10 protein-coding genes are annotated in these 12,850 nt (G+C 66.7%); 6 read left to right on the top strand and 4 right to left on the bottom strand.

Features of this window, described 5'->3' with window-relative positions:
- Together OYT95_RS25580 and OYT95_RS25575 are read right to left on the bottom strand one after the other, a co-directional pair.
- The gene (locus OYT95_RS25580) at positions 1-633 is read right to left on the bottom strand and encodes an MBL fold metallo-hydrolase (protein ID WP_037226096.1); all 633 of its coding nucleotides are present in this window, start codon (positions 631-633) and stop codon (positions 1-3) included.
- Positions 630-1,715 carry an S-(hydroxymethyl)mycothiol dehydrogenase gene (locus tag OYT95_RS25575; RefSeq protein WP_037226097.1) on the bottom strand — a complete coding sequence of 362 codons (1,086 nt, stop codon included), beginning with the start codon at positions 1,713-1,715 and terminating at the stop codon, positions 630-632. The genes OYT95_RS25580 and OYT95_RS25575 overlap by 4 nt, the downstream gene beginning before the upstream one ends.
- 256 nt (positions 1,716-1,971) lie before the next feature.
- Here OYT95_RS25575 and OYT95_RS25570 point away from each other — a divergent pair, with 256 nt between their 5' ends.
- The 5 genes from OYT95_RS25570 (at position 1,972) to OYT95_RS25550 (ending at position 6,968) form a co-directional block, all read left to right on the top strand.
- A complete protein-coding gene (locus tag OYT95_RS25570) occupies positions 1,972-3,468 on the top strand; it encodes an aromatic amino acid ammonia-lyase (RefSeq protein WP_268789473.1) in 1,497 nt (498 codons plus the stop codon).
- 65 nt (positions 3,469-3,533) lie between these two features.
- Complete coding sequence (locus OYT95_RS25565) at positions 3,534-4,649, top strand: ABC transporter ATP-binding protein (RefSeq protein ID WP_268789472.1); 1,116 nt, start codon at positions 3,534-3,536, stop codon at positions 4,647-4,649.
- Positions 4,646-5,296 (top strand): ABC transporter permease, encoded by a 651-nt coding sequence (locus OYT95_RS25560; RefSeq protein WP_005250988.1) that lies wholly within the window; start codon positions 4,646-4,648, stop codon positions 5,294-5,296. The genes OYT95_RS25565 and OYT95_RS25560 overlap by 4 nt, the downstream gene beginning before the upstream one ends.
- Positions 5,293-6,048: an ABC transporter permease gene (locus OYT95_RS25555; RefSeq protein ID WP_037226101.1), complete on the top strand. Its 756-nt coding sequence runs from the start codon at positions 5,293-5,295 to the stop codon at positions 6,046-6,048. The genes OYT95_RS25560 and OYT95_RS25555 overlap by 4 nt, the downstream gene beginning before the upstream one ends.
- An 11-nt stretch (positions 6,049-6,059) precedes the next feature.
- Positions 6,060-6,968: an ABC transporter substrate-binding protein gene (locus tag OYT95_RS25550; protein ID WP_112300149.1), complete on the top strand. Its 909-nt coding sequence runs from the start codon at positions 6,060-6,062 to the stop codon at positions 6,966-6,968.
- A 137-nt stretch (positions 6,969-7,105) separates the two neighbouring features.
- On the opposite strand, the gene OYT95_RS25545 is transcribed toward OYT95_RS25550, so the two are convergent.
- On the bottom strand, positions 7,106-8,245 hold the full coding sequence (locus tag OYT95_RS25545; protein ID WP_268789471.1) for a serine hydrolase domain-containing protein: 1,140 nt from the start codon (positions 8,243-8,245) through the stop codon (positions 7,106-7,108).
- 222 nt (positions 8,246-8,467) lie between these two features.
- Here OYT95_RS25545 and OYT95_RS25540 point away from each other — a divergent pair, with 222 nt between their 5' ends.
- Positions 8,468-10,822, top strand: coding sequence for an arylsulfatase (locus OYT95_RS25540; RefSeq protein WP_268789470.1), 2,355 nt, complete (start codon positions 8,468-8,470; stop codon positions 10,820-10,822).
- Positions 10,823-10,859: 37 nt separating this feature from the next.
- On the opposite strand, the gene OYT95_RS25535 is transcribed toward OYT95_RS25540, so the two are convergent.
- A complete protein-coding gene (locus tag OYT95_RS25535; RefSeq protein WP_268792271.1) occupies positions 10,860-12,632 on the bottom strand; it encodes a CocE/NonD family hydrolase in 1,773 nt (590 codons plus the stop codon).
- Between the last annotated feature and the right edge of the window lie 218 nt (positions 12,633-12,850).

Genomic DNA, 12,850 nt, shown 5'->3' with positions numbered 1-12,850 from the left:
TCAGTTTCCTCGTGCAATCCATTCGGCGAGGTGCGGGGCCTCGGTGCCGATCGTGGTTCCGTCACCGTGACCGGTGTGGACGAGCGTGTCTTCGGGAAGAGCGAACAGCCGGTCGCGGATCGACCCGATGATGGTCGGGAAATCCGAGTACGAACGGCCCGTGGCGCCGGGGCCACCCGAGAACAGGGTGTCGCCGGAGAACAGCGCCCCGGCCTCGGGCAGGTACAGGCACACCGACCCCGGCGAGTGGCCCGGTGAGTGGATCACCTGGAGCTCGGTGCCCGCGATGGCGATCCGCTGCTCGTCCTCGAGATTCCAGTACTTCGAGTCGGGGTGGCTCATCTTCCACAGCACGTCGTCGCCCGGGTGGAGCAGCACCGGTGCATGCAGACGCTCAGCGAGTTCGGGGGCGACGGTGACGTGGTCGTTGTGACCGTGCGTGCAGATCACGGCGTTCACGTGCCGGTCCCCCACCGCGTCGATGATCGGCTGCGCGGCGTGGGCGGCGTCGACGATCACGACGTCGGTGTCGTCACCGATCAGCCAGATGTTGTTGTCGACGTTCCACTCTCCGCCGTCGAGGGCGAAGGTTCCCTCGGTGACGACCCGCTCGATCCGCAGCTGCCCGCTCACAGGACGACCACCGAACGCAGCACCTCGCCGGCGTGCATGCTGTGGAACGCCGCTTCCACCTCGTCGATCTTGATGCGTTCGGTGACGAACTTCTCCAGCGGCAGCCGGCCCTGCTGGTACAGGTCGACGAGCATCGGGAAGTCACGCTCGGGCAGGCAGTCGCCGTACCACGACGACTTCAGGGATCCGCCGCGGGAGAAGAAGTCGATCAGCGGCATCTCGAGGGTCATGTCGGGGGTCGGGACACCGACCAGTACGACGGTGCCGGCGAGGTCGCGGGCGTAGAACGCCTGCTTCCATGTCTCCGGTCGGCCGACCGCATCGATCACGACGTCGGCGCCGAAACCGCCGGTGAGTTCCTGTACGGCCTCGACGGCGTCCACCTGGCCGCCGTTGATCGTGTGCGTCGCACCCAGGTCCTTCGCCCATTCGAGTTTCTTGTCGTCCCGGTCGATCGCGATGATCTTCACGGCGCCCGCCAGGCGGGCGCCCATGATCGCGGCGTCGCCGACACCACCGCAGCCGATGACGGCGACGGTGTCTCCGCGGGAGACGTTGCCGGTGTTCACGGCGGCACCGAGGCCGGCCATCACGCCGCAGCCGAGCAGCCCGACGACTGCCGGGTCCGCGGAGGCATCCACCTTGGTGCACTGCCCGGCATGGACGAGCGTCTTGTCGGCGAACGCGCCGATCCCCAGGGCGGGCGTGAGTTCGGTGCCGTCCTCGAGCGTCATCTTCTGCGCAGCGTTGTGCGTGTCGAAGCAGTACTGCGGGCGGCCGCGCTTACAGGCGCGGCACTGACCGCAGACGGCGCGCCAGTTCAGGACGACGAAGTCGCCGACCGCCACAGAGGTGACGCCTTCGCCGACACTCTCGACGATGCCGGAAGCCTCGTGGCCGAGCAGGAACGGGAACTCGTCGTTGATCCCGCCGTCGCGGTAGGTCAGGTCCGTGTGGCACACACCGCATGCCGCGATGTCGACTACCACCTCTCCGGGACCGGGGTCCGGAATGTTGACGGTCGCGATCTCGACGGGGGCACCCTTGGAGCGGGCGATGACGCCTCGTACCTGCTGCGGCATTGGACTCATTCCTTCGGTCGATCAGTCATAGCGGGATCGATGCATGGCCATATATGCACCTCTCCCGAGACCCTACGTTCCCGAAGATCACGGAGGGACTGATCGAAGTGAGAGGTTGACCTAGCCGGAATGCCAGCCCCTCGCTGCGGTATCGCGACAGAGGTCATGACAGGAAACTGACGGTTGACACGCTCCGGTATATACAGGACTATACATCTCGAAGAGTGAGGCACACCACATCGATCACGGAGTTCTGATGACCCGGAGAGATTCCAGCTCGACCGAGGAACCGCACCCGCCCCTTCCGGTGGTACTCGACGGTGCCCAGCTCACCGTCGATCAGCTCACGGCGCTCGCCCGGGAGCCCGTCGTGGTCGAGCCCGACCCCGCAGCGCTCGACCACGCACGCCGTTCGTGGGAGACCGCGGTGCGCATCGCCGAACGGCAGCCCATCTACGGACGCACCACGGGCGTCGGGGGCAACCGGGACACCTCCGTCTCCGACGGTGTCGACCAGGACCTTCGACTTCTCCGCAGCCACGCCACGGGCTCGGGCCCCTCGCTGCCGGATCACGTCGTCCGAGCCGCCATGATCATTCGCATCAACCAAATTCTCAACGGCGGATCCGGTCTGCACCCCGACATCGTGACCGCGCTGATCGATGCCGTCGCGGCGGACGAACAGCCCACCGTGCACGCTCGCGGGGCGATCGGCACCGGCGACCTCAGCGCGTTCTCCGAGATCGCGCTCGGGTTGATGGGCGAGGCACCGCTGCGGGACGGCCGGCACGTCACCCGGTGGACCGCACACCAGGGTGACGCACTCCCGCTGATCTCGACGAACGCGATGACGGTCGCGCTCGCGGCGACGGCCACCGACAGCGTGGCGAACTGGCTGGAGCACTCACTGATCGTCGGCGTGCTGTCGCTGCTGGCGACGCGCAGTTCCGTCGAGCCGTTCGCGGCGCGGGTGCAGGCAGCCCGCAGGCACCTCGGTCAGGAGGAGGTGGCCGGCCGCGTCCGGGAACTCCTCGCGGGCCAGCACGTACAGGCTGCCCGCGTGCAGGATTCGTACGGATTCCGCGCCCTGCCGCAGATCCTCGGGGCGACCTGGCAGGCGCTGCAGAGGTTGCGGGGGACGCTCGCGATCGAGATGAACTCGTCCTCCGAGAACCCCCTCATCTCCGTCGAGGACGACGCCGTGTACCACAACGGGAACTTCCACGGAATGCCGATCGCCCTCGCGGTGGACGAGGCGAAACTCGCGCTGTCGAGCGCAGCGCTGTTGTCGCAGTGCAGGCTTGCCAATCTCTCGGATCCGGTGGTCACCGGTCTCCGGCCGTTCCTGGCCGACGGTCCGGCGGGCAGCAGCGGCACCATGCTGCTGGAGTACACGACGTCCGCGGCCATCGCCGAGATCCGGATGGCCGCGGCGCCGGGGTCTCTCGGACACACCGTGATCTCCCGCGGAACCGAGGACCACGCGAGCTTCGCATCGCAGGCCGCCACTCAGCTCACCGACATCCTCGCCCAGTCTCGCATCGTGCTCGCGTGCGAACTGATCTCGGCGGTGCGCGCCCTCGGCCAGCAGAACCACGACCCCGACACGAGCACCGAACTCGGCGCGTACCTGGACCGGGCGCGCAGGTGCCTGGACCCGCGGACGACCGACCGTCCTCTGAGCGACGACCTGAAAGCAGCGGTGAAGTTTCTGGAACAGATGCCGAATCCGGAGAAAGACGCAACTCGGTAAAGCAGTCCCACGACACCGAACTTCCGAGTGTGTCACCACTCGGATTACACGAAAGTAGCTCGCGAATGATCACATTCGACAAAGTCACCAAGGCGTACCCGGACGGCACGACAGCGGTGAACGAACTCGACCTCGAGTGCCCGAGCGGGAAGATCACCGCACTCGTCGGCCCGTCGGGGTGCGGCAAGACGACGTCGCTTCGCATGATCAACAGGCTGATCGAACCGACGTCCGGAACCATCTCCCTCGACGGCGAATCCACGGCGGACATGGATCCGGCACTGTTGCGCAGGCGCATCGGATACGTCATCCAGCACGCCGGACTGTTCCCGCATCGCACCATCGTGGACAACGTCGCGACGATGCCGAAATTGCTGGGAAAGACGAAGAAGGAAGCGCGAACCCGGGCGATGGAGCTGCTCGAGACGGTCGGTCTCGCGGCGAACTTCGCGGACCGGTACCCCTGGCAGCTCTCGGGTGGCCAGCAGCAGCGAGTGGGGGTCGCGCGCGCCCTCGCCGCGGACCCGGCCTTCATGCTGATGGACGAACCGTTCAGCGCTGTCGACCCGGTGGTCCGGAGCCAGCTCCAGGACGAATTCCTGAGGCTGCAGAAGGACATCGGCAAGACGATCATCATCGTCACGCACGACATCGACGAGGCCCTCAAACTCGGCGACCAGGTCGTCGTGTTGCGGACCGGCGGAATCCTGGCGCAGGCGGCGACGCCGCTGGAGTTGCTGACCGAACCCGCCGACGAGTTCGTCGCCGACTTCGTCGGACGCGACCGCGGCTACCGTTCGCTGGGCTTCTCGAACCTCGGCGGCCGCGTGGAGACGGTTGCCGAACCCGTTGCCCGTCTCGGTGATTCGGCGTCCGACGCCCTCACCCGGACCACGGACGACTGGTTACTCGTCGTCGACTCGGCGAACAAGCCGATCGGCTGGGTGCAACCGGCGAAGGTCGTCGACCGTATCCGCCCGGGCGACGTGAATCTCAGCGGGACGGTCGCCGATGCGCACGGGACGATGCGGGCGCTGCTCGACGCCGCCCTGTCCGCGCCCAGCAAGCGCGGTGTCGTCGTCGACGGCGACGGCGTGCTCGTGGGGACCGTGACGGCACACGCGGCGGTGGCGGCGATCGAGTCGGCGGATCTCGTGGCCGCGGAGGCGATGGCCCGATGAACATCGAATGGCTCGGCCGCCAGTCCGACCGCATCGCCGAACTGGTCGGCTGGCACATCCTGCTCTCGCTCGTGCCGCTCGTCGTCGGTGTGATCGTCGCGTTGCCGATCGGCTGGCTGGCGCATCGCAGTCGCCGGATCAACCCCTACGTGGTGGGGACCGCAGGCCTGCTCTACACGATCCCGTCGCTGGCGCTGTTCGTCCTGCTCCCGCCGATCCTCGGAACGAAGATCCTCGATCCGATGAACATCGTCGTCGCGCTGACGATCTACACCGTCGCCCTGCTCGTCCGCGTCATCGCCGACGCCCTGGATTCGGTGCCGCAGGAGACGGTGCTCGCCGCCACGGCAATGGGCTACCGGCCGTACCAGACCCTGCTGAAAGTGCAGCTGCCGGTGGGTGTTCCCGTCATCTGCGCCGGGCTGCGCGTCGCTGTCGTGTCGAACGTCAGCCTGGTCTCTCTCGCCGCGCTGCTCGGGATCCCGCAGATCGGGTCACTGTTCACCCAGGGCTTCCAGTTGCGTTTCTACACACCCATCATCACCGGTATCGCGCTGTGCCTGCTGCTGGCGCTGGTTCTCGACCTGCTCATCGTGCTCGCCAATCGGTTACTCACGCCGTGGACCCCGAAGGTGGTCGCATCATGATCGACTTTCTGCTCGACGGTGCTCATTGGACCGGGCCCGAAGGCATTCCCGCTCTCCTCCTGCAGCACCTGATGTACACGTTCCTCGCCCTGTTCGCGGCGGCGCTGATCGCGGTTCCACTCGGTCTGTACATCGGGCACACCGGCCGCGGAGCGGTCGTCGTCGCGGGCCTGGCCAACTCGCTGCGCGCCCTTCCGACGATCGGTTTGCTGATCCTGCTGGTGCTGGTCATCGCGCCGTCGTTCACGACCAAGCTGGCCTATCTGATTCCCAGCCTGATCGTGCTGGTGCTGCTGGCCATCCCGCCGATTCTCACCAACACGTACGCGGGCATTCGCTCGGTCGACCCGGCCGCCGTGGACGCTGCGCGGGGCATGGGGTTCCGGTCGATGCGCATCCTCACCGAGGTGGAGATGCCGTGCGCACTGCCGCTGATGCTGTCGGGTGTGCGCAGCGCCGTGCTGCAGATCGTCTCGACGGCGACCGTCGCCGCCTACATCTCGCTGGGCGGACTGGGACGTCTCCTCATCGACGGCAAGGCGCAGAGCGACTACGCGCAGATGGCCGCCGGAGCGGTCCTGGTGTCCCTCCTCGCGCTCGCATTCGACCTGGCGATCGGATTCCTCACGGTGCGGGTCGTCTCACCCGGTCTGACGCGACGCGTCCGGAGCGGCGCGAAGCAGCGATCCGGTGCCGACGACACCGCCGTCGCGGCCCGACCTACATCCGCTCCCGAGCCCTCGCTGATCTGAAGGACATCATCATGAAGAAGGCATTGATCGTCGCGCTGACCGGCGCCACCCTGATGTCGTTGACGGCATGCGGGATCGGCAAGGACCCGTTGGCGTCCGATGACGGCGGAAGCAGTGACGGCGCCATCGTCGTCGGCTCCGCGGATTTCCCCGAAAGCCAGCTGATCGCGACGATCTACGCGGAGGCGCTGCGCGCGAACGGCATCGACGTCACCGAGAAGCTCAACATCGGAAGCCGGGAGGTGTATGTCCCGGCCATCCGGGACGGCTCCATCGACCTGCTGCCCGAATACTCGGGTGCGTTGCTCCAATATCTCGACAGCGCCACCACCGCGACCGCGTCGGACGAGGTGACCGCGGAGATCAAGGCCAAGCTGCCCGCCGGACTCGTCGCACTGGAACCGTCCCCCGCCGAGGACAAGGACGTTCTCGCGGTGCGGCAGGAGACGGCGGACGAGTACTCGCTGGAGACGATCGAGGACCTCGTGCCCCACGCCGACGAGCTGACCCTCGGCGGCCCGCCCGAGTGGAAGACCCGGGAGAACGGCGTCGCAGGCCTGCGGGACAAGTACGGCCTGACGTTCAAGGAGTTCCTGGCACTGGACGCGGGCGGCCCCCTCACGCTCAACGCCCTGCTCAGCGGTCAGATCGAAGTGGCGGACGTGTTCAGCACCGACCCGGCGATGCGTTCGGAGAACCTCGTGGCGCTCGAGGACACCAAGCACCTGTTCCTGGCGGAGAACATCACCCCGATCATCAACGAGAACAAGGCAGGCGACGACGTCCGCGGCGTCCTGGCCGACGTGTCGGCCGCATTGACGACCGAGGATCTCATCGAGATGAATCAGCGGGTGGCCGACCTCGAGGACATGGGCGACATCGCCCGGGAATGGCTGCAGGACAAGGGCCTGGCGTCCTGATCATGCCCCGGCGTGAAATTGCCGGTGCAGTGCGTGGATCGCCTCCTCGAGTTCGGGAATCGGACCCTCCACCTCGACGTCGGGCGCCCCGAGGTCGCTCGCCCGTGACTCCTTGCATGGTGCCACGGACGGGCGCGTCAGCTCAGCGCATCGAACGTCGCCGTCGCATATTGGGCGGTCCGGTCGGAGCCGAGAAGTCCCGGCCCCATCTTGTTCATCACGTACGTCATGGTCATTCGTCGTTCGGTGTCGACGACGACCTGCGAGCCGCCCCAGCCACCCCAGAAGCAGATGCGCCCCTCGGGGACGAACGGCACGGACACGGGCGTCGGCAGACCGTACCCGATGCCGAATCGAATCGGTTGCCCCAGAGCCAGATCCACGCCGTTGGACTGCTCCTCGAAGATCAGGGAGATGGTGTCCGGCGACAGCAGGCGGACACCGTCGAGTTCTCCCCCGCAGGCCACGACGGACTGGATCCGGGCGAGCGACCGGGCGTTGCCCTGACCACCGGCCGCGCCGTTCTCCGCCGTGCGCCACTCGTCGGACCAGGACGCGGACGCATCCGGTCCGGGGCCGGTGAACGTCCTGACGATGACGCTGGACGGGTCGAGGGAGGCCAGGTCGATCGGCAACGGCGGCGGCGGGACCACGTTCGACACGCGGCCGAACTCCGATGGGTCCAATCCGATGTGGAAGTCCGCCCCCAGCGGCCCGGCGATCTCCTCCGCGACGAAACGGCCGAGTGTGCGCCCGTCGATTCGGCGGACGACCTCACCGATCAGATGGCCGTAGTTCAGCGCGTGGTATCCGGACGCCGTGCCCGGCTCCCACCACGGCGCCTGGGCCGCAAGTCGTTTTGTGGACTCGGCGAGGTCGAACGTGTCCTCGACCGTGATCGGCTGATCCCACCCCGAGACACCCGACGTGTGCGAAAGCAGATGGCGGACCTCGACGCGCTCCTTGCCTGCCGCGGCGAATTCCGGCCAGTACTTTGCGACGGGCGCGTACACGTCCAGCAGTCCTCGATCGACGAGCATCAGTGCGGCGAGCGCGGTGACCGTCTTGGTGCACGACCACACGTTGGTGATGGTGTCGCGTTCCCATTCGGTGGTGTGATCGGTGTCGGACCATCCGCCCCACATGTCGACCACCGGCTCTCCGTCGAGGGTGACGACGATCGACGCGCCGAGTTCCTCACCGGAGTCGAGATTGTCCTTCAGTGCCTCCTGCAACGCCGTGAAGCGCTTGTCGCACACTCCTCCGAGCTTGGTCACCTGTGGTTCCTCTCCACCAGCCGACGCAATATTGATCTTGACATCGGGTTCAATTGAGGGTTTCAGTGTGGGCCAGGGCCTCCTGTGATGTCAATCACTTCGATGTCCATCCTCGCGAGGTCCGCCACGGTCGGGGCTCACCGGGTTCACCCGTGTCGGGTGAGGTTCGCGACGGCGCGGCGGCCGACGCTGAACCCAGGACTACCGGTGAGGAGACATGCCATGGGCAAACCATTTCGGGGTGTCGTCAACGTCGACATCCGCGACTCGGTTCCGGATTGGGCCCCGTTCGAGCCACCCCAGGCTCCCGCCGATGCACCCAACGTCGTCTATGTCGTCCTCGACGACGTCGGCTTCTCCGCGATGCGCTGCTACGGCGGGCCGATCGAAACGCCGAACATCGACCGGATCGCCGCCAACGGTGTTCGCTACACCCAGTGGCACACCACCGCGCTGTGCTCGCCCACGCGTTCCTGCCTGCTGACGGGACGCAACCACACGCGCAACAGCATGGCCTGCATCACCGAGGCTGCGATCGGATTCCCCAACGCGAGTGGCACCATCCCACCGGAGAACGGCATGCTCTCGGAGATACTCGCCGAGCGCGGCTGGAACACGTACATGGTGGGTAAATGGCACCTGTGCCCGACCGATGAGATGAACCTGGCCGCCACCCGCCGGAATTGGCCGAGCGGGCGAGGCTTCGAACGCTGGTACGGCTTCCTCGGCGCGGAGACCAACCAGTGGTATCCGGATCTGGTCTACGACAACCACCCCGTCGACCAGCCGCGGACACCGGAGGCGGGCTACCACCTCACCGAGGACATCACGGACAAGGCGCTCGAGTTCATCAAGGACGCCAAGGTGATCGCGCCGGACAAACCGTTCTTCCTCTACTACGCGCCCGGCGCGTGCCATGCCCCGCATCACGCCCCGAAGGAATGGATCGAGAAGTTCGCGGGCAAGTTCGACATGGGCTACGACGCGATCCGTGAACAGACACTCGCCCGGCAGAAGGAGTTGGGCATCGTCGCGGCGGACACCGAACTTCCGCCGATCAATCCGATCGGCACCCCCGAGACGCGATCGGGACCCGAAGGCGAACCGTTCCCGGAACTCGATTTCACCCGACCGTGGGACACGCTGAACGACGACGAAAAACGCCTCTTTGCGCGGATGGCCGAGGTCTACGCAGGCTTCCTGGCCCATGCCGACCATCACATCGGGCGTTTGCTCGATTATCTCGAGCAGAACGATCAGATGGAGAACACGGTCATCGTGGTCGTCTCCGACAACGGCGCGAGCGGGGAGGGTGGCCCGAACGGCTCCGTCAACGAGATGAAGTTCGCCAACGGCATCCCGGACGACCTCGCGGAGAACCTCGCGAAACTCGACGATCTGGGCGGGCCCAAGACATACAACCACTACCCCAACGGCTGGGCGATGGCATTCAACACCCCGTTCAAGATGTGGAAGCGCTACGAGTTCAACGGCGGGACTGCCGACCCCTGCATCATCTCGTGGCCGGCGGGAACCAAGGCGCGGAACGAGATCCGGGACCAGTACCATCACGCGATCGACCTCGTACCGACGGTCCTCGACCTGCTCGGGGTCGATGCTCCCGAGACCATCAAGGGTCACGTCCAGCGCCCGTTCGACGGCGTCAGTATGCGGAGCAGCATCGACGACAAGTCCGCGCCGTCGGAGCGGAAGTCTCAGTTCTACTCGATGCTCGGCTCGCGGTCGATTTGGCACGAAGGATGGAAGGCCGTCACGACACATCCGACCATCGCAGGCTGGGGGCACTTCAACGACGACGAATGGGAGCTCTACCACACCGACGTGGACCGCGCCGAAGTGCACAACCTGGCAGCGGAGCATCCCGGCAAGCTGCGGGAGTTGGTGAACATCTGGTTCGCAGAAGCGGGTGCGAACGGAGCGTTCCCCCTGGACGATCGATCGGCCGTCGAGATCATGGGCACACCCCGTCCTCAACTGACAGCGGCCCGAAACCGATATGTGTATTACCCGGACGTCGCCGCCGTGTCCGAATGGCAAGCAGTCAGTACCCGCGGCCGATCGTTCGTGATCGGTGCGCTCGTCGACATCCCGGCACCGGGAGCCGAGGGCGTCCTCTTCGCGATCGGTTCCCGCTTCGGGGGCCACGCGCTGTACGTGAAGGACAACCGGCTGCACTACGTCAACAACTTCGTGGGCAGCGAAGAACAGATGATCGTCGGCTCCGAGGACATCCCCACCGGAACGGACCTGATCCTGTCCGCCTCGTTCGACAAGGACGGGCAGGAGCCCACGTCTACCGAGGGAATCCTGTCTCTCTTCCACGCGGATCGAAAGGTGGGAGAAGGCCGGATCAAAACCCAGATGGGGGCGTTCGCGATCGCGGGTGCGGGGCTGTACGTCGGTCGACACCCGGGCGAGCCGATCACCGAGGACTACCCCGGCGAATCACCTCACCGCTTCACCGGTGGCACGATCAATCGGGTCGCGGTCGACGTCAGCGGCGAACCGTATCTCGATCTCGAGCGGGAGGCCGCCCTGATGCTCATGCGCGAGTGATTCCGTCGGCACGCGACGCGCAGTGCTGCCCTCCACCTCAGCCGGTCACGGGCAGCACCAGCGCCTGTCCCGGATCACCCGAGGCGATGGTGACCTGGTGCGGCACCAGACTTCCGCGGAAGCTCGGGTCTCCCCCGGCCACCACGAGGCGAACGCGGTGCCCCTCGTCGAAGCGGTGGACGATGGCCGGCATCGTGACCTGGACGGGCTCACCGGGTGCCACGATGCGCACCGGAGCGACCTGCCCGTTGATCAGCGTTTCGGTGCCGTCGGGAGCCACGTCGTACAGCTTCGCGAAGACCACGACCGAGTCCTCGACACCGGCGACCGCGGGTGCGGCCGTGACGCGGACGTCGAGCGTCGGGGCTCCGACCACGTCCACCGGGGCGTCGAGGATGCCGGACGACCATTCGGCCTGGGTGCCGGGGATCAAACCCTGCGAGACCTGGTTCTCCGGCCGGGTGTCCGGCGCTTCCCGGTCGGTGGGGAGACCGCCGGGCAGCGTGTTCAGCGTCTGCGCGCCGGGAACGATGCCGTCGAGGCGGTCGGTCAGCGCACCGTTGCCGGAGAGGTAGAGCGAATAGTCCTGGCCCACCGAGACATCCGTGGATTCGGCGTACGCGGGCGCGGCGTTGCCGGTGTAGTCGACCCAGTTCCGGAAATAGCTGAATACCGGTCCGGTGTCGACCGCGCTGTCCTTCAGGTAGTGGTCGAACCAATCGACCATCCGGCCCGTCTCGTACTGGGTGTCGGGGTTCGGATCCTTCATGCTGATCTCGCCCTCGGCGGGAGTGAGATCGGAGTGCCCCCAGCTGTGCCAGATCATCTTCACGTCGTTGCCCTGCGCCTGCAGGGTCTCGAACGTGGCCTTCGACTCGTTGAGGTCGAACAGGGTGTCCTGCTGGCCCTGCATGATCAACACCGGAATCTTCACCCGGTCCGCGTACGACACCACGGACGACTGGCGCAGGAAGTCTACGGACCCCGGGTCCGGGTAGCCCTGCACCGCGGCCTGCGCCAGTGCGGCGCAGGCGGGGTCGGCGAAATTGGGGCAACCCAATGCCCGCACAGGGTCCTGCGTGTAGCCCTCGACCCGGGGGTTGGTCACGCCGATGGCCCCGAACATGAGCGACCACACCACCTTCGACGCTCCGGGAACCGACGTGCTGACCCCGGTCGTCTGGTCGGTGCCATTGGGTGCGAGCGAGTAACTGAGGTCGTTCCACGTGATCATCGGGATGATCGTGTCGATCCGGGGGTCCACCGAGGCCGCGGCGAACTGCACGGCCCCGCCGTAGGAGCCGCCGACCATGCCGACCCGCGGGTCGTGCGCCTCGGCGGCGCCGTGGTGAGCGGTCGCGTCCTGCACCACGTAGTCGAGACCGGGGACGGGAACGGTGTGCGCGGGATCGACGAACGCCATCCCGTCGCGTCCGCCGAGGAAGCTCACCAGTTCACTGGCCGCGCGCCCGTCGTAATCGGGGTTGTCCATGTGAATCTTGCAGCCGGAACCGCCGAAGCCCAGCCCGGAATACGCGAGCACCGCGTAGCCGCGGGACGCGAGGAACGAGGCGATACCGGCCTGATCGTTCTTGGAACCGCCGAAGCCGTTGGTGGTGAGGACGGCGGGCACCCGATTCGACGCCGACGCCGAGTCGGGCTTGTACACGTCGCCGATCACGTCGCACGGCTCGTCCCGGTTCGGCCCGACGAGAACCTGGAAGTGGAGCGTGGTCTTGGTGAACCCGGCCGGATCGGCTGTCGCCGGCCCCGACGCCGCGATCGGTGTCAGTACCGCGGCGGCCGCCATCACCACCGCCAGCGTTGATCTACGCGCCCTGTGTTTCACAGCCCACCCGCCGTCCGTCACTCCGCCCCGAGCACCTGCGACGAGCGTAAACGCTCTGGACGCACGACCAACTCAGGCTGCCGGTGTGTCGCGGCACCGGTGTGGGGCGCGGCTCGCAGACTCGCGCAGGTCGTCCGGCACCCGGCTGCGCCCCTCGTGCGGTTTATATTTGAGCTGTG

The sequence above is a fragment of the Rhodococcus sp. JS3073 genome (assembly GCF_026810085.1).
Lineage (GTDB): Bacteria > Actinomycetota > Actinomycetes > Mycobacteriales > Mycobacteriaceae > Rhodococcus_F > Rhodococcus_F wratislaviensis.
This window is presented reverse-complemented; position numbering and strand designations above follow the sequence as displayed.